General features: G+C 64.6%; 14 protein-coding genes. 3 read left to right on the top strand and 11 right to left on the bottom strand.

From position 1 onward, the window contains the following. Nucleotide 1: 1 nt before the first annotated feature. From CAG41_RS16585 to CAG41_RS16570, 4 genes are all read right to left on the bottom strand, one after another. Nucleotides 2-1,015, bottom strand: a complete 1,014-nt coding sequence (locus tag CAG41_RS16585; RefSeq protein WP_085639584.1) for an iron ABC transporter substrate-binding protein — start codon at nucleotides 1,013-1,015, stop codon at nucleotides 2-4. A gap of 209 nt (nucleotides 1,016-1,224) precedes the next feature. Then, a complete protein-coding gene (locus CAG41_RS16580; RefSeq protein WP_085632543.1) occupies nucleotides 1,225-2,760 on the bottom strand; it encodes a glycosyltransferase family 39 protein in 1,536 nt (511 codons plus the stop codon). After that, nucleotides 2,757-4,478: a lipid IV(A) 4-amino-4-deoxy-L-arabinosyltransferase gene (gene arnT, locus CAG41_RS16575; protein ID WP_085707214.1), complete on the bottom strand. Its 1,722-nt coding sequence runs from the start codon at nucleotides 4,476-4,478 to the stop codon at nucleotides 2,757-2,759. The genes CAG41_RS16580 and arnT overlap by 4 nt, the downstream gene beginning before the upstream one ends. A 281-nt stretch (nucleotides 4,479-4,759) precedes the next feature. Continuing rightward, complete coding sequence (locus CAG41_RS16570) at nucleotides 4,760-5,371, bottom strand: histidine phosphatase family protein (RefSeq protein ID WP_085657173.1); 612 nt, start codon at nucleotides 5,369-5,371, stop codon at nucleotides 4,760-4,762. Between the two features lie 397 nt (nucleotides 5,372-5,768). On the opposite strand from CAG41_RS16570, the gene CAG41_RS16565 reads away from it, so the two are divergent. Then, nucleotides 5,769-7,082 carry a HAMP domain-containing sensor histidine kinase gene (locus CAG41_RS16565; RefSeq protein ID WP_085707213.1) on the top strand — a complete coding sequence of 438 codons (1,314 nt, stop codon included), beginning with the start codon at nucleotides 5,769-5,771 and terminating at the stop codon, nucleotides 7,080-7,082. Here the strand turns inward: CAG41_RS16565 and CAG41_RS16560 are convergent. From CAG41_RS16560 to CAG41_RS16540, 5 genes are all read right to left on the bottom strand, one after another. Then, the gene (locus tag CAG41_RS16560) at nucleotides 7,040-7,588 is read right to left on the bottom strand and encodes a membrane integrity-associated transporter subunit PqiC (protein ID WP_085583009.1); all 549 of its coding nucleotides are present in this window, start codon (nucleotides 7,586-7,588) and stop codon (nucleotides 7,040-7,042) included. The two genes, CAG41_RS16565 and CAG41_RS16560, sit on opposite strands and share 43 nt — an antisense overlap. A 16-nt stretch (nucleotides 7,589-7,604) precedes the next feature. After that, nucleotides 7,605-9,260, bottom strand: a complete 1,656-nt coding sequence (locus tag CAG41_RS16555) for an intermembrane transport protein PqiB (RefSeq protein ID WP_085707212.1) — start codon at nucleotides 9,258-9,260, stop codon at nucleotides 7,605-7,607. Nucleotides 9,261-9,365: 105 nt separating this feature from the next. Continuing rightward, nucleotides 9,366-10,667, bottom strand: a complete 1,302-nt coding sequence (locus tag CAG41_RS16550; RefSeq protein WP_085707211.1) for an FAD-binding oxidoreductase — start codon at nucleotides 10,665-10,667, stop codon at nucleotides 9,366-9,368. Continuing rightward, nucleotides 10,664-11,752, bottom strand: coding sequence for a polyamine ABC transporter substrate-binding protein (locus tag CAG41_RS16545; protein WP_085583003.1), 1,089 nt, complete (start codon nucleotides 11,750-11,752; stop codon nucleotides 10,664-10,666). Before CAG41_RS16545 ends, CAG41_RS16550 begins: the two co-directional genes overlap by 4 nt. A gap of 377 nt (nucleotides 11,753-12,129) precedes the next feature. After that, on the bottom strand, nucleotides 12,130-13,488 hold the full coding sequence (locus CAG41_RS16540; RefSeq protein ID WP_085632553.1) for a glutamine synthetase family protein: 1,359 nt from the start codon (nucleotides 13,486-13,488) through the stop codon (nucleotides 12,130-12,132). A gap of 162 nt (nucleotides 13,489-13,650) precedes the next feature. On the opposite strand from CAG41_RS16540, the gene CAG41_RS16535 reads away from it, so the two are divergent. Beyond that, the gene (locus CAG41_RS16535; protein WP_085582999.1) at nucleotides 13,651-14,553 is read left to right on the top strand and encodes a helix-turn-helix domain-containing protein; all 903 of its coding nucleotides are present in this window, start codon (nucleotides 13,651-13,653) and stop codon (nucleotides 14,551-14,553) included. Between the two features lie 55 nt (nucleotides 14,554-14,608). Here CAG41_RS16535 and CAG41_RS16530 read toward each other — a convergent pair whose 3' ends face one another. Further along, a complete protein-coding gene (locus CAG41_RS16530) occupies nucleotides 14,609-15,205 on the bottom strand; it encodes an NADPH-dependent FMN reductase (RefSeq protein WP_085707210.1) in 597 nt (198 codons plus the stop codon). Next, the gene (locus CAG41_RS16525; RefSeq protein ID WP_085632557.1) at nucleotides 15,202-16,056 is read right to left on the bottom strand and encodes a sterol desaturase family protein; all 855 of its coding nucleotides are present in this window, start codon (nucleotides 16,054-16,056) and stop codon (nucleotides 15,202-15,204) included. Before CAG41_RS16525 ends, CAG41_RS16530 begins: the two co-directional genes overlap by 4 nt. 68 nt (nucleotides 16,057-16,124) lie before the next feature. On the opposite strand from CAG41_RS16525, the gene CAG41_RS16520 reads away from it, so the two are divergent. Then, nucleotides 16,125-17,111 (top strand): AraC family transcriptional regulator ligand-binding domain-containing protein, encoded by a 987-nt coding sequence (locus CAG41_RS16520; RefSeq protein WP_085707209.1) that lies wholly within the window; start codon nucleotides 16,125-16,127, stop codon nucleotides 17,109-17,111. The last annotated feature ends 65 nt before the right edge of the window (nucleotides 17,112-17,176 follow it).

Raw genomic sequence — 17,176 nt, 5'->3', positions numbered from 1 at the left:
ATTACAACAGTCCGGCCTGGGTCATCAGTTCGACGGCTTTCTTGCTGTCGAGCTTCGACGCATCGACTTTCGGCGCGCCCAGATCCTTCAACGGCACCAGTTTGGGGTTGGAACCGGCGTCCTTGCCCACGGCGTACTCAAACGACTTGCCGGTGCGCAGCACCTCCTGGCCCTGTTTGCCGGTGATGTACTCGAGGAATTTCTGGGCTTCCTCCTGGTGTTTGCTGGACGCCAGCACGCCGCCGCCGGAAATGCTCACGAAGGCGCCCGGATCCTGATGCCGGAAGTAGTGCAGGGCGGTGTTCTTGCTGTTCTCGCCGGTCTTGGACTGATCGACGAAGCTGTAATAGTGGTAGATGACGCCGCTGTCGATCTGACCGGCGTTCACGGCCTTGAGCACCGCGCTGTTGCCGCGGTAGGCGGTGGCGTTGGTTTTCATGGCCTTGAGCCAATCCAGCGTGGCGGCTTCGCCTTTCTGCTGCAGGACGGCGGCGACGATGGCCTGGAAGTCCGCGCCGGCCGGTGAGGCGGCCCAGCGGCCTTTCCAGGCCGGATCCGCCAGGTCCATCAGGGATTTGGGCAAGTCCTTTTCCGCCAGTTTGGCCGGGTTGTAGACGAACACGGTGGAGCGGGCCGCGATGCCGACCCACTGGCCATGGGCCGGGCGGTAGGCGGCGTCCACTTGCTCCAGCGTGGCCGGGGCCACAGGCGCGAACAGCTTGGCGTTGTCCACCAGCACCATGGCCGGGGAGTTCTCGGTGAGGAACACGTCCGCCGGAGAGGCCTTGCCTTCCTGCACCAGTTGGTTGCCCATCTCGGTGTCGTCGCCGTTGCGTAGGGTCACCGGGATGCCGGTCTCTTCGGTGAAGCCCGCGACCCAGGCCTTGGTCAGGGTTTCGTGCTGGGCGTTGTACACCACGATGCCGACCGAGTCAGCGGCAACGGCATGGCCGGCACCCAACAGTGCGGCAGTGAGCGCAGCGAGTTTCAGGAAGGACGGGACGCGTGGACGCATGACGGGACAGCTCCTGTGGTGAGACGTGATCGGCAACCCGTCGCGTGCCTAGCAATGCGAATGAGTTGCAAATGTCGGATGGCTGGCAATGTAGAGAGGCAAATGAGAAAAAAACGTCAAACAAACCGTTAATACATGTCATTGCCATTCAGGTTAGCAGTCACTCGGCCTTTGCAGGGTTGCCGTGCGTCACACAGAAGCGCTGTCGGTCAGTTGCGGGGGATGTAGGCCACGCTCTGGTCCTGGCGGACATGGAACACCTGTTCGCCGCGGGTGGGAGTGGTGGTGACGACCTGGTGGTCCGCGCCCAGGTAATCCAGGGGCACCGGGTCGCCGGGGCGGTACTGCGCGACGATGATCGTGCGCTGCGGATCCCAGTGGCGGCCGCTGGTGCGTTCCAGCCAGGCCATCAGCGCGGCGGTGTCGCCGGCGCGAGGGAAGTCCTGGGTTTCCTGCACGTAGTAGAAGGGGGCGCCGCCGGTCTGCAGATACATCGGCACTTTGTTGTCCACCTCGACCATCACCATCTCCCACTGCTTGAGCGGTGCTTGCAGGCTGGCTTGCTGGCGTACGGTTTCGCCGAAGCGGATCACGCCGCCGCCACTGTTGGTCCACGGGTAGAGGACGCCCAGCACGCCGAGCGTCAGCACCGTGGCGGCGGCGAACCCTGCCTTGAGGCGATTGCCGCCGAACCGCCCTTGGGCTTCACGCGCCGCCATGCGCCGGGTGATCCACCAGGCGCCGAGCAACTGCGCGAACGGCACCAGCGGCAGCACGTAGTAGCTGCGCCGGCTGCCGCTGGCGGTGAAGAACAGCAGCAACAGGCCCAGGCCCTGGATCAGCCGGCGGGTGTCGGGCTCGATGTGCCGCCAATGACGCACCGCCACCCACAGCGCAATGATCCAGCACGGCGCCCACGGCAGGGTGTAGACCGGCAGGTAGACCAGATAGGTCCAGATCGGCCCGATGTTGTCGAACGGCTGGAAGAAGCGCACCACGTTTTCCCGCAGCACCAGGCCCAGGCCGCTTTCGCCGTAGTTCGGTGCGCCGTACAGGTGCGAGAGCAGGAACGGCGTCATGTAGAACGCCCCGGCCACCAGCAGCGCCGCGCCCAGGCGCAGGTTGAGGTGACGTTTCCAGCGGCCGTCCTCCAGCAGGTGCGGCAGCAGCACCAGCCCCGGCAGGATGAAGCCGATCAGCCCCTTGAACAGTGAGGTCAGGGCCAGCAGCAGGCAAAACACCACGTAGCGCGAGAAACGGGTGTCGTCCGGCCCGCGCCAGTACCACCAGACCGCCGCCAGCACACCGCACACGGTGAGGATGTCGGCGGTGGCGACCCGGGCCCAGAACACGAAGTAGAACGTGGTCGCCAGCATCCACCCGGCGATCAACCCGGTGCCCATACGGAACAGGCGTTCGCCCAGCAGGTAGACCAGCCACACGCTGAGCCACGCCGCCACCACCGACGACAGGCGCAGCGACCAGTGGCCCAGGCCGCCGGTCAGCCAGCTGCTGGCGGTGATCAGCCAGTAGGAGAGCAGCGGCTTGTCGTAATAGGCGCCGCCCTTGAGGTACGGGTCGAAGTAGTCGCCGCTCTGCAGCATCTGCAATGCGATGTTGGCCCAGCGGGTTTCGGCGCCCCAGAGTTCGCGGCCGCCCAGGCCCAGCATCAGCATCAGGGCGGTGGCGCCCAGCAGCAGCCACAGGGCGCGACGGTCGTCGCGCCGATCATTGCTTACGGTCATGGCTGGCTCTGGGGAAAGATGAAGATGTGCAGGTTGCCGCGCCGGAAGTGCTGGCCGTCCACCGGCAGCAGTTCGACTTCTTCCTCTTCCTGGGTGCTGTTGACGCGCATCACCACACCCACCGAGCCTTTCTTGCGTGCATCGGTCATCCACTGGCCGACGCTGTCGAGGCTGACCTTGCGGTTGGCCATCGCCGGGTCATCGAGACCGTACTTCAGTTCGCCCACGGTGTTGAACAGATCCACCTGCGGGCGGTTCAGCCGCCATGACAGGGCCGAGGCCGCGCCCAGGTCGTTGCTCAACAGCGAAGCGGTTTCGCCCAGCGCCTGCTGGTGCTCGGCGATGAATTGGTCGGGCATCTTGCTGTCGACGATCCGCGCCGGCATCGCCGCCGGCAGCAGCGCCACCAGCAGGCCGATGCCCAGCGCCGGCATCGCCCACAGCGTCAACGGTCGCAGGGTTTGCAGGGCATTGGCGATGATCCAGCCGATCAGCACGATGTAGGCCAGCGACAGGCTGAACATCTCGGTGTTTTCGTAGAGTTCGCGCTTGCTCTGCAGGTAGAGCAGGGCCACCAGCGCCACGCTGGCCAGCACGGTGTTGATGATGCCGTTCAGGCGCAGTACGCGGCTGCTGCGGTTGTCCAGCCAGGTCACCACGGTGTGCCCCATCAGCAGGGCCAGCGGCAGCAGGCACGGCATGATGTAGGTCGGCAGCTTGCCGCTGCTGAGGCTGAAGAAGGCCAGCGGCAGGAGGAACCACAGGGCAAGGAACGCGGTTTTCGGTTCGCGCCGTTCCCGCCACGTGCGCATCAGCGTCGATGGCAGCAGCACCGCCCATGGCAGGGTGGAGGCGAACAGCAGCGGCAGGTAGAACCACCACGGGCGGGCATGCTGCGCCGCGTCGCCGGCGGCGAAACGGCGGATGTGCTCGTGCCAGAAGAAGAAACGCCAGAAGTCCGGTTCCCGATAATGGACAGCAATCACCCACGGCAGGCTGACCAGCGCCGCCACCAGCACGGCCAACGGGCCGTAGCGCAGCAGTTCGCCGAAGCGGCGCTGCCAGACCATGTAAGGCAGCACGATCAGCACCGGCAGCATCAACGCCAGGAACCCCTTGGTCAGGAAGCCCATGCCGCAGGCCAGCCCCAACAGTGCCCAGCCGCCCAATCGGCCCCTTGGCGTCCGGCTGTCGAGGGCGAACCACACCGCCACCAGGCTCAGGTTGACCCACAGGGTGAACTGCGGGTCGAGGTTGGCGTACCCGGCTTGTCCGGCGATCAGGCCGAAACTCATGTAGAGCAGGGCGCAGGCGGCGCTGATGCGCGGCGAGTTCCACAGGCGGCGGGCCAGCAGGTAGGCCAGCCAGACGCTGACTCCGGTGCTCAGGGCCGAGGCGATGCGCACGCCGAACAGGTTCTCGCCGAAGATCGCCTGACCGATCGCGATCAGCCAGTAGCCGCCGGCGGGCTTCTCGAAGTAGCGGATGCCCATGAAGTGCGGAGCGACCCAGTTGCCGCTCTGGAGCATTTCCTGGCTGATCTGGCCGTAGCGGGTCTCGTCCGGGATCCACAGGCCGTGGTTCATCAACGGCAGCAGGTAGAACACGGCGAACGCCAGGACCAGGCCGAGGATGGCCCAGCGTTCGAAGGAGGCGTCGGGGCGGTTCAGGGGGATAGGGCGGGCAGCGTGGCGCAGCGGATTGTTTTGGGACGTCATGACAAAGCCTTGGTGGGGCGGAGTGCAGGGTTCAACGGTCCTGCCGACATGTTCCTGCGTCGGTGGGCCATCGGGTTGAATGAATGCAGGCGCGTGGTCGGGCTACGGATGTTTCCTGTATTCAGAGTGCGTCCCAACCTCCAGGCAGGCGCGCTCGCGATTAAGACAAGCCTAAATGGGACGGATGTCCAGTTTGGCGGCCCGTAATACATCTTTCTTTACAAAACAATGAAAGCGCTGTGGTTAGGCTGACAAATAACGTCACTGTTTCCGTTGTGGCCTTACTTCAGGGAAAGTTGCGGCCAAGTGTCGGCGTTGACGATGCCCATTACTTCAAGCTGCCCCTTGCCGCCGATGCGTACGAACAGTGCGCTGCCGTACTCTGCGGTGGCCGCGTGGGGGAACCCGGTCTGCTTCTCGAAATCGCTGATGCAGCCGCTGTGGGTCACCAGCACCAGGTTATGTTGCGCAACCTTGTGCGCCACCACGTCATTGCGCAGCGTGGGGCCGCAAGTGGCCAGCCATTCCTGGGTGGCGGCGTCGTGGCCGAACATGAAGTGTGCGGTCTGCGCGGTGCGTGTCATCGGGCTGCTCAGCACCTGGGCCTGGTCCATGCCCAGGTGCGTGAAGCCTTGCCCCACGGCGGTCGCCGCCGCGCTGCCCACCTGCGTGATGCCGTCGGCCGGCCCCAGGCAAAGGTTCTCGGAGCGGTCGCAGCGTTCGGTATGGCGTACCAGCGCAACCACTTCGCCAGCCTTCCAGGCCGTGACCAACCGGCTGGTTTCGGCAGGCCCCGCGTTGCCCAGATAGGTCGGCGTGCGCGGCCACCAGACAAACCCGCTGACCAGCGCGGCCAGCGGCAGGAGCCAGGCCAATAGCACCAGTATGCGCATATGTTTCAAGCGCCCTTTCTTATTGGCGGAAATGAATTGCACGGACTCTCCCAAGGCTCGACCCCTTAGAACTTTCTGAATAAGTCAGGCACGGGGAGTGCCAACTATTTAATCAACTTTGATCGCGGGGAACATGAACGGTAGCTGAACACTACGCAGCTGCTCGTTGGGGCGCGGTGAAGAACATGTGAAAAAAATGCCAGAGCCGTAGATCCGCAACTAATCCGGTAATTGATAAATAAACTCAAATCCGAATTTTGTTTGGGTTAGAGGCTTACAAATATTGACGGCTGGGCTGAAGTTGTATTTTTTCGACTTCAACAGGGGCGACGGTGTGTCGCCCCCATGCCGTGCAGCCCGGAACGCGCCTGCCAAAGCCCTGGAGTCACCGAACCGAATGGATCTCAAGCAAAGCCTGAGCAAGCGCATCGTCATCGTGTTTGCTCTGATGAGCGCCGTCGTCGCGGGCGTGTTTGCCGTGGGCATCGTGGCCACCGTCCATGTGGTGGAGCACAAGCTGACGAGCACCGCCCTGAGCGGCGGATTACGCCGACTGTTGGCAATGGATGACATCACCCGGTGGAACCATCGCCCGGAAAAAGATGAACTTTTTTACTTCGAGGGAGGCCCGGGACCGTTGGCGCTCACCCCGACGCTGGCGGCATTGCCGCCGGGCTTTCAGGAGGTGACGTTCGGCGACGATGCGTTCTTTGCCATGGTGGAATTGGTCGGCGGGCGCAAGTACGTGCTGCTGCGCGACCAGGAAAGCCTGGAAAAGCGCGAGCACTTGCTGTTCGTCGTGGTGACCGTCGGGTTTCTGCTCAGCGTACTGCTGGCGTTGGTGCTGGGGCGCCTGCTGGCGCGCAGGGTGATGGCGCCGGTGATCCGCCTGGCGCGGCAGGTGCGTCACCGCGATCAGTTGCTGGAGCTGGCGCCGCCGCTGCACCCGGACTACGCGGCGGATGAAGTGGGCGAACTGGCGCTCTCGTTCGACCAGACGCTGGGGCGCCTGCGCGAGACCCTGAGCCGGGAAAAGCTGTTCACCGCCGACGTCAGCCACGAACTGCGCACGCCGCTGATGGTGCTGTCCGGCTCCTGCGAACTGCTGCTCGCCAACCCGTCGCTTGACCCGCGCTCCTCGGCGCAAGTGAACCGCATCGCCAGGGCCAGCCATGAGATGCGCCAACTGGTGGATACTTTCCTGATGCTGGCCCGTGCCCAGGACGACACCGGCAACGACATCTGCGCCACGCTCAGGCAGGTGGCGGACGCCCAGGCGGAAATCTGGGGCCGGTTGATCCGGGAAAAGGGCCTCGAATTCTTCTACGACACGAACCCGACCCATTCGCAGAGCTACAACCTGACGTTTCTGCAATCGGTGATGGGCAACCTGCTGCGCAATGCCTGGCACTACACGGATAAGGGCTACGTGCGCCTCACGCTGACGCAAAGCGGTTTTGTGGTGGAGGACAGCGGCATCGGCATCCCCGAGGAGCAGCGCCCGGCGATGTTCCAGCCGTTCGTGCGCGGCGACGAGCGTCGCGGCGAAGGGCTCGGTCTGGGGCTGTCGCTGGTGCAGCGGATCTGCACCCGGCAGCGCTGGACGGTAGAACTCACCACCCGTGAGCCCAACGGTTGCCGTTTCGCGGTGGAACTGACCCCGCCGGCTCAGGAGGCCGTCGGGCAACCGCGATTGCCGCCCGCGGCCTGAATGATCAGCGCGGCCAGGCGTTTGACGTTGTTTTGCTGGGCGCTCACCAACTCGTCGATCGAAGGCCCGGACGGCGTGCGCAAGGTCGAACGGCAGGCCAGCCGCGCACCGTCGCCGCCCGCTGCCCGCAGCTGCCATTTGACGTCGATAAGCCCGTACTGGCCGGGCACCGAATCGAAGCGCTGCACCTCGATCAGCACCGACGCCTTGCGCGGGCTGCCGGCATTGCCCAACTGATCCGTCAGGGTGCTACGCAATTCATCGGCCAGGCTCGCCGCCCACCATTCGGTCTCCAGGATCGCCAGGCCGCTGTTGCCCTGGCGGATGACGATCTGCGGCCGATCCACCTGCGGCGGCACGCTGATGCCTTCCAGGGCGATGTCCGGGCCGGCGCGGCCGGCGGCCGGTTGCGCCGGGGTCAGGGTATGGAAGCTGATCGGGTCGCTGCGGCAGGCGCCGAGCAGCAGGCATGCGGCGAGCACGGCGGTTTTCAGCGGTGAGGCCATGGGACAGCTCCTGTGCTCAGTTGCGCGGCGGGCCTTTCAGGTCCAGCGGCTCGGCGTTGTCGGGACGTCCGCGGATCAAGGATTCCGGGTGCCGGCCCAGGTAATCCGAGAGTTCGCGCAGCGAACGCGACATGCGGCCGAGTTCATCCAGCGTGCGGGTCAGCTGTTCGCGCTGCGGCGAGTCTTCGGCCAGGGTCGAGTTGGCCGACTGCAAGGTCTTGCTCACGTCGGACAGGGTGTTCTGCACGCCTGGCAATGTCTTGGCGTTGAACTGGGTCAGGCCTTTGCGCAGTTCCACCAGGTTGCTGTCCAGGTTGCCGGCGATCCGTTCCACCGGCAGCTTGTTGAGCTTGTCGATCACGGCTTCAAGCTTTTCCTGCAGCTGTTCGAGGCTGCCGGGGAGGGTCGGGATCATGACGGGGCGCAGGGTTGGGTCGAACGCGACCTTTTCGGCCTTCGGATAGAAGTCCAGGGCGATGTACAACTGGCCGGTGAGCAGGTTGCCGCTGCGGGCCTGGGCACGCAGGCCGTTCTCGACGAAGGTGCCGATCAGCCGCACGGCGGCGGCTTCGTCTTCGGGATTGTGCTTGAGCACCTTGAGCATCTTGATGTGGGCCTGGCCCAGGCGCTGCGGGTAGATCACGATGCCGACGTTGACCGGGAAGCTGCGTTTCTTCTCGTCGAAATCCAGGTTCACGCTCACCACCCGGCCCACTTCCATGCCGAGGAATTCCACCGGTGCATCGACCTTGAGCCCCCGCAGCGCCTGGTCGAACCGCAGGCTCAGGTACTGCGGCTTGCCGTTGGGCGGGGCGAGGGCGGTCTGCTGGTCGTCGAACAGGTCGAAGGTCTTGAGTTCTTCGGCCGCCACGTCGTTGGGGCTGTACTCCGGTGCGCGGAAAGCGACGCCGCCGACCAGCAGGGTGGACAGCGATTCGGTCTTGACCGCGAAACCGTTGGCGCCGACGTTCACGTCCAGGCCGCTGGCGTTCCAGAAACGGGTGTTCTCGGTGACGTAGGCATCGTTGGGCGCATGGATGAACACTTCGACGGTCACGCCTTTGCCGTCGGCGTCCAGCGCGTAGGCGACGACCTGGCCCACCGGGATCTTGCGGTAGTAGACCGGCGAGCCGATGTCCAGGGAGCCCAGGTCCTGGGTGTGCAGGTTGAAGCGCTTGCCCGGTTCGCCGTAGGTGATCGGCGGCGGGTTCTCAAGCCCGGTGAAGCGCTTGGCGCGGCTGGCGGACTGACCGATGTCGGCGCCGATGTAGTCGCCGGAGAGCAACGTGTCGATGCCCGACACGCCGCCGGCGCCGATGCGCGGGCGCACCACCCAGAACTGCGAGTCCTTGCGGGTGAAGGTCTCGGCCTGCTTGGACAGCTTGAGGGTGGCGTTGACGCTTTTCTGGTCGTTGCTCAGCTCGACGTCGGTCACGTGGCCGATCACCACGTTGCGGTATTTGACTTCGGTCTTGTTGGCGGTCAGGCCGCTGCCGGTCTTGAACGAGACGGTGATGGTCGGGCCTTCCTGCATCAGGTTGTGCACCACCAGCGAAATGCCCACCAGCACCGCGACGATCGGCACGATCCACACCAGCGACACGTTGAAGCGCCGGGTCTTGACCGGGGCGGGACCGGGTGCGGGTGGCGGGCTCGCGGCTGACGTCTCCATCCATGACCTCCGGGGGTGTGTTCGGCAATGAGCGTCAGGAACGCAAAAGCACTTCCTCAATATAGAAGTGCTTTGCGAGAGAGCAAATGCGGGCCGGCGCCGCCGTCAGCCGAGGATTTCCCGCAGGCGGTACCAGAACATGCCCAACGCCAGCAGCGGCGAGCGCAGGGCCGGGCCGCCGGGGAAGGTCATGTGCGGCACGCCGCTGAACACGTCCATGCCTTGGCTGTGGCCGGCGTGGATCGCCTCGCCGAGCAGTTTGGCGCACCAGTGGGTGACGTTCAGGCCGTGGCCGGAATAGCCCTGGGCGTAGAACACGTTCGGGTGCTGCCGGAGACGGCCCACCTGCGGGAAGCGGTTGGCGGTGATGCCGATCTTGCCGCCCCACTGGTAATCGATGCGCACGTCCGCCAGTTGCGGGAACACTTTGAGCATCTTCGGCCGCATGTACGCGGCAATGTCCGCCGGATCCCGCCCGGAATAGTGACAGGCACCACCGAACAGCAGGCGGCGGTCCGCCGAGAGACGGTAATAGTCGAGGCCGACTTTCTGGTCGCACAGCGCCAGGTTCTGCGGGATCAGTTCGGCGGCGCGCTCCGGCGACAGGGGCTCGGTGGCGATGATGTAGCTGCCGGCGGGCAGCACCTTGCCGCTGAGTTTCTGTTCGAGTTCGTCCAGGTGCGCGTTGCAGCCCAGCACCAGGCTGCCGGCACGCACGGTGCCGTGGGTGCAGCGCACCTGTACGGTGTCGCCGTGGGTGATCTCCTGCACCTGGCTCTGCTCGAAGATCCGCGCCCCCAGCGCAGCGGCCACCCGGGCTTCGCCCTGCACCAGATCCAGCGGGTGCAGGTGACCCGAGCCCATGTCGATCAGGCCGCCCTGGTAGACGCCGGCATTCACCACCTGCCGGCGGATCTGTTCCGGCGCCACCAACCGCGTCTCATGGGCATAGCCGGACTTCGCCAGGCGGTCCTGTTCGGCCTTGAACGCCTCGAACTGCGCGGCGGTGTTGGCCAGCTCGCAGAAGCCCCAGCGCAGGTCGCAGTCGATGCCGTGCTCGGCGATGCGCCGGCGCACCAGCTCCACCGAGTCGATCCCGGCCTGTTGCAGGTAGCGCACGCCGTCGCTGCCGACATGGCGGGCGAAGCTTTCGACGTCATGGCCGATGCCGCGGATCAATTGCCCGCCGTTGCGCCCGCTGGCGCCCCAGCCGATCCGCCGGCCCTCCAGCAGCACCACCGAGAGGCCGCGCTGCGCCAGTTCGATGGCGGTGTTGACGCCGGTGAAGCCGCCGCCGATCACGCAGACGTCGGCGCTCAGGTCGCTGTCCAGCACCGGGTAGGGCGTGGCCGCGCGGGCGGAAGCGGCGTAGTAGGAGCGGGTGTGTTCCTGGGTGTACTGATTCATTTGTTCGACTTCACTTTGCTCCAGGACCGGGTCATCAGACGCATGATCGACTGGGGCGGGGTAGAGGAGATGTAGAGCTTGTCGAGCACCGCCTGGGGCGGGTAGACCTCGGGGTTGTTGACCAGCTCGGCGTCCATGTACGGCTTGGCCGCAGGGTTGGGGTTGGCGTAGCCGACCGAGGCGCTGACCTTGGCGATCACCTGCGGGTCGAGCAGGTAGTTGATGAAGGCGTGGGCTTCCTTCGGATTGCTGGCGTCGGCGGGGATCGCCAGCAGGTCGAACCACAGGTTGGCGCCTTCCTTGGGGATCGCGTAAGCGATGTTCACGCCGTTCTTGGCTTCCTTGGCGCGGTTGGCGGCCTGGAACACGTCGCCGGAATAGCCGAAGGCCACGCAGATGTCGCCGTTGGCCAGGTCCGACACATACTTGGAGGAGTGGAAGTAGGTGATGTAGGGGCGGATGCTCAGCAGCTTCTCTTCGGCCTTCTTGTAGTCGTCCGGGCTTTCGCTGCGCGGATCCAGGCCCATGTAGTTGAGGACGGCGGGGAAGACTTCGTCGGCCGAGTCCATCATCGACACGCCGCACTGGGTGAGTTTCTTCAGGTTCTCCGGTTCGAACAGCACGGCCCAGGAGTCGATGTGGTCGACGCCCAGCACCTGCTTGACCTTGTCGACGTTGTAGCCGATGCCGTTGGTGCCCCACAGGTAAGGCACGGAGTGTTCGTTGCCGGCGTCGTTCTTCTCCAGCAGGGCGAGCAGTTTGGGGTCGAGGTTCTTCCAGTTCGGCAATTGCGAGCGGTCGAGCTTGAGGAACGCGCCGGCCTTCACCTGGCGGGCCAGGAAGTGGTTGGAGGGCACCACCACGTCATAGCCGGTGCGGCCGGCGAGCAGTTTGCCTTCCAGGGTTTCGTTGGAGTCGAAGACGTCGTAGATGACCTTGATCCCGCTGCCGGCCTGGAAGTCGGCGAGGGTGGTCTCGCCGATGTAGTCGGTCCAGTTGTAGACGCTGACCTGGGGTTGAGCCTGGGCCCCGGCGCTGCACAGCAGCGCGAGGGCGGCGGGGATCATGGATTTCAACGGACGCATGGCGACACCTCTTGGCATTGTTGGAATTTTTGGGTTGCTGCGTTTCCTGTGGGAGCTAGCTTGCTGGCGATGGCGGTCTGTCAGCCGACGACGATGTTGGCTGTGCCGGCCCTATCGCGGGCAAGCCCGCTCCCACAGGGGAATGCGGTGTTTCGGGTTGCTGCGTTTTCTGTGGGGGCTAGCTTGCTGGCGATGGCGGTCTGTCAGCCGACGACGATGTTGGCTGTGTCGGCCCTATCCCGCTCCCACAGGGGAATGCGGTGTTTCGGGTTGCTGTGTTTCCTGTGGGAGCTAGCTTGCTAGCGATAGCGGTCTGTCAGCCGGCGAAGATGTTGGCTGTGTCGGCCTCTCGCGAGCAGGCTCGCTCCTACAGGGATTCAGACGCTCAGCAGCAGGAATTCCCGCTCCCAGGAGCTGATCACCCGTTTGAAGTTCTCGTGCTCGGCCCGTTTGACCGCCACATAGCCGCGTACGAACTTGTCGCCCAGGTAGCCAGCGACGGTCTCGCACTCTTCCATCTGGGTCAGGGCCTCTTCGATGGTGATCGGCAGGCGCAGGTTGCGCCGCTCATAGGCCCGGCCTTCCACGGCAGCACTCGGCTCGACGCCTTCGACCATGCCGATGTAGCCGCACAGCAGGCTGGCGGCGATGGCCAGGTACGGGTTGGCGTCTGCGCCCGGCAGGCGGTTTTCCACGCGCATCGATTCCGGCCCCGAGGTCGGCACCCGCAGCCCGACGGTGCGGTTCTCTTCGCCCCATTCGACGTTGACCGGCGCCGAGGTGTCCGGCAGGAAGCGGCGGAACGAGTTCACGTTCGGCGCGAACATCGGCAGCACCTTGGGGATGTACTTCTGCAGGCCGCCGATGTGGTGGCGGAACAGCGTGCTCATGGAGCCGTCGGCATCGGCAAAGATCGGCTGGCCGGTGGCGATGTCCACCACGCTCTGGTGCAGGTGCATGGCGCTGCCGGGTTCGTCGCCGATCGGCTTGGCCATGAAGGTGGCGGTGACGTTGTGTTTGAGCGCCGCCTCGCGCAGGGTGCGCTTGAAGACGGTGATCTGGTCGGCCAGGTCCAGCGCGTCGCCATGGCGGAAGTTGATTTCCATCTGCGCCGGGCCGTCTTCGTGGATCAGCGTGTCCAGGTCCAGGCCTTGCAGCTCGCACCAGTCGTAGACGTCTTCGAACAGCGGGTCGAATTCGTTGGCCGCGTCGATGGAGAACGACTGGCGACCGCTTTCGGCACGGCCCGAGCGACCCAGCGGCGCCTTGAGCGGCAGGTCCGGGTCTTCGCAGCGCTGGGTCAGATAGAACTCCATTTCCGGCGCCACGATCGGCTTCCAGCCCTTGTCGGTGTACAGCTGCAGAACCTTTTTCAGCACGTTGCGCGGCGACAGTTCGATCGGGTTGCCGAACTTGTCGAAGGTGTCGTGGATCACGATGGCGGTGGGCTCGATGGCCCAAGGCACCACGTACACCGCGTCGCTCACCGGTTTGCAGACCATGTCGATGTCGGCCGGGTCGAGCAGGTCGTAGTAGATGTCGTCGTCGACGAAATCCCCGGTTACCGTTTGCAGCAGCACACTTTCCGGCAGGCGCATGCCTCGCTCATGCAGGAACTTGTTGGTCGGTGCGATCTTGCCGCGGGCGATGCCGGTCAGGTCGCTGACCACGCATTCCACTTCGGTAATCTTGTGATCTTTCAGCCATGTGAACAGCTGATCGAAAGGGGCGTTCATAAAGACCTCGTCGTTGGTTTTATTGACGCGCCGGGAATACGGTTTCATCTGCCGCAGGCTTCCCCTGTGGCGCGTTGACGTCTATCTTGGGCGGGCCTTGCGGTTCCATCTATCCACTTTCAGCAGCACCAAAGCGCACCAAAAGAGTGCGCAAGGTCTCCCATGACAACGTGTAACCCGATACAGGTTCAAGCCTTCGACACCGCCGACGTCACCGAACAGATCCGCGCCACGCCGGGTTGGGTGCAGCATTACCAGCAGATGTCGCCGGGGCATTTCGCCGGGCGGATCCGCTACCTGGACCTTCAGGGCGTGGAGGTCTACGAAGAGCAGATGAACACCCGCGTCGAGCAGAACTTCAGTGCGCCGCCAGGGGCGCTGGCGTTCTGTTTCGACCGCAGCGACAACGCGCTGTACCTGCTCAACGAAGAGAGCCGCAACATCTGGATCACTCCGGAGAACTACCAGGAAATCGCCGTGGTGTTCGGCCCGGACTTCGTCCGCCAGCACGGCCTGGACGTGGCCCGGCTGGAGGGGCTGTTCATGGCGCCGCTCAACGGCGGGCAGAACGCGCTGTTCAGCCGCTGGCTCAGCGCGACCCTGACCCGGCTCGCGCAGACCTTCGACCCGACGACTAAAGACGCACTGACCCGCCAGTTGCTGGAGGACTGCCTGTTCATCCTCGACAACGCCCGGCTGTGCCTGGACCGCGGCGCCCAGCAGCGCAGGGCCGATGAGCGGAGGATCATGAAGCGCGTGGGCGAATGGGCGGCGGACTCGCCGGAAGAGACCGTCAACCTGCTGGAGCTTTCACAGGTTGCCGGGGTGTCGCTGCGCCAGTTGCAGCAGGCGTTCAAGGCCTACACCGGCATGTCCCCGACCCATTGGCTGCGCCTGCGCCGGCTCAACAGCGCCCGGCGCGAACTGCTTGGCCGCAGCGGCGGGGCCAACACGGTGGCCGAGGTGGCGATGAATTGGTCGTTCTGGCATTTGGGGCGGTTCTCCAGCAGTTACCGGGCCCTGTTCAAGGAGTTGCCCAGCGAGACGCTGAAGCGGCGGAACTGAGCGACGCAACGGCGCGCAACGGCCAGCCCGGCGGCCGGCCGTTACGCGCAAGGCCTCACATGCCGTTGGCGAATTCCGGATCGTCCGGGTGCAGGCGGGCGCCGAGGCCGGCCAGCGCCTTGGCGTATGCGCCGAGCACGTGAAGCGCCCAGTCGGCGCGGCGGCGGATACGCTGGTCGTCTGGACCGGCGCTCTCCGGGCCGTTCATCACGGTTTCCACCTGACGCACGATCAATTGTTCGGGCAGGTAGCAGATGCGACAGTTCTTGTAGCTTGAGGCACGCAGCTCGCAGAGCGGGTAGGCACCGCCCTGGCCGGACGAGACGCCCACCAGCAGCGCAGGCTTGTGGCCCAGTTCGCGGTAGCCGGCGTGGACGAACAGGTTCTTCAGCGCCGGGCAGGCCATACCGTGCCATTCCGGGGTGAGGACAACCAATGCGTCTGCCTCGCGCAGCAACGCGGCGTGATCTGCCCAGATCCCTTGGGTGTCTTCGGCAGGCCATAAGGGCAGCGGCGCATGGCCCAGGTCAATGACGTTGGGGCGGCTGCAAAGTTGCAAGTCTTGCAAGCGCCCCGCGAGGTACCTGGCGACTTTCGCCGATTGACTGTCGGGCTGGCTGGAGCCGGCGACGAGGACGATGTTCAGGCTCATTGGGCCAGCTCCTGGTTGGCGGTTTTCCGGGGTTGCGGGCGTTTGTCGCGCACCAGCGGCCAGAACAGCTCGTGCTGCCAACTGACCGGGCGCATGTCCTCGATGCCGTAATGCTCAGGCCGGCGCCGGGTGATCCTGGCCGAACCGAACAGCACGTCCCAGAAGAACAGCAGGTTGCCGAAGTTGCCCTTGTAGTGGGTCACGCCGTCGTCGGCATTCAGCCCGTGGTGCGCCGAGTGGGTGGCGGGGGTCGAGATGGTGCGTTCCAGCAGCCACATCAACGGGCGCAGCGCCGCAATGCGGTACAGCCGGTCATCCCACGGCACGCTGCTGTGGGCCCCGAAAATCACCAGCATCTTGACGATCAGGTAGCCGAAATACACCGGGGCCAGGCCCATGTAGAGCAGGGCGCCGGAGAACCACAGCCCAGGCATCAGCAGGTAATAGAAGCTGTTGTTGCGGTAGACGATGCGGATGCTCATGTACGGCGCCGAATGATGGGCACGGTGCAGCGAGTACAGGAACGGCACCTTGTGGCTGAGGCGGTGCCACCAGTATTGGGTCATGTCGTCCAGCACCAGGAACAGGCCCAGCCCGAGCAGCCAATGCAGGCCGGCGAGGCTGTCTTTGGTCTGCGGCGCGAAACGGTCGAGCAGCCAGGCGCTGAGGAATGTCACCAGCGGCAGCGTGACGCCCATCAGCAGGCCTGAGCCGATGATTTCGATGACCGCGTCACGGCGTTGGGCACGGGGCTGCCGGAAACAGGCGCAGGCGATTTCGAGGAGGATGAAGCCGATCAGGATGGCGCTGATGATCGGGATCGGACTGTTGGTTATTGTTGTTGTATTCATGGCACTCTCTGGTTGGGGCCGACAAGGCCGGTGCCAGACAATAAAAAACCAAGGGCCCGCCGCACGATATGCGCAAAACGGACAGAATCACCCGAGAAGCGGCCAACCCGATGCCGGAGCGGTTTCACCGCGGGCCGTTGGGGCGGGTGCTGGAGCGTTATCTCCACAGCCGTTCCTCACAGCCGCGAACCCACTACAGCATGGTCGCCCTGGAACAGCTTTGGGCCAAGGCCGCCGTCCATGATCCGGCCATCGGCCTGCATCTTTTCTCCCATTTCCGCCGCCAGGACTGGCACGTGCTGGCCCATGCCTGCCTGTTCAGCGCCGATCTCGAAGAGGCGATCCGCTTCTGGGCGCGCTACGCGTCGCTGGCGTCGGACATGGACCACGTGGAACTGGTCGAGGAGGGTGATTGGCTCGGCGTGGAGCTGCGCATCGATGCGCCGGCGAGCCTGGTGCGTTACGTGGTTGAGCACTACTGCGTGATGTCAGTCAGCGTGCTGCGGGCCGGAATGGACAGCGCGATCCTGCCGCAGCGAGCCTGCTTCGCGCATGAGAAGCCTGACTATCACGCCGAATACACTCAGTGGTTCGGCGAGGACGTACGGTTCGGCTGCGGCCACAATCGTGTGTATTACGATCGCGCCAGTCTGCAGCGGCCGCTGCTTACCGCACATGTCGGGATGATGGAGGTGCTGTGCCAGGAACTGGACCGACGCCTGGCCCGTCAGCATCAACTGAGCGGTTGGGCGGGAAGGGTGGCGCAGGGGATCCGCCAGGATCTGCTCGCGAGCCAGAAGCCCAGCCTGGAAACCCAGGCGCAAGCGTTGCATCAAAGCGCCCGGACGTTGCGCCGGCGACTGGAAGAGGAAGGCCTGACGTTCCGCCAGCTGTTTGACCGGGTGCGCGCGGAGACGGAACAGTATCTGGAGCTGCAGGGGCTGAGCCGGGCGGAAATCGCGGCTCAATTGGGCTACAACGATCTGGCGGCTTACGTGCATGCGCGCAAGCGGTGGCGTGGGGATATGGATGACGAATATTCAAATAAATTATAACTACGCTAAATGACTGTTTAGTGTAGTTATATTAATCGTGACACCAAGCGCAGCGAGGACTGGAC

The sequence above is a fragment of the Pseudomonas sp. B35(2017) genome (assembly GCF_002113645.1).
In the GTDB taxonomy this organism is placed as follows: domain Bacteria; phylum Pseudomonadota; class Gammaproteobacteria; order Pseudomonadales; family Pseudomonadaceae; genus Aquipseudomonas; species Aquipseudomonas ekonensis.
The sequence above is the reverse complement of the archived record's forward strand: the minus strand, read 5'-3'. Positions and strand labels throughout refer to the sequence as shown.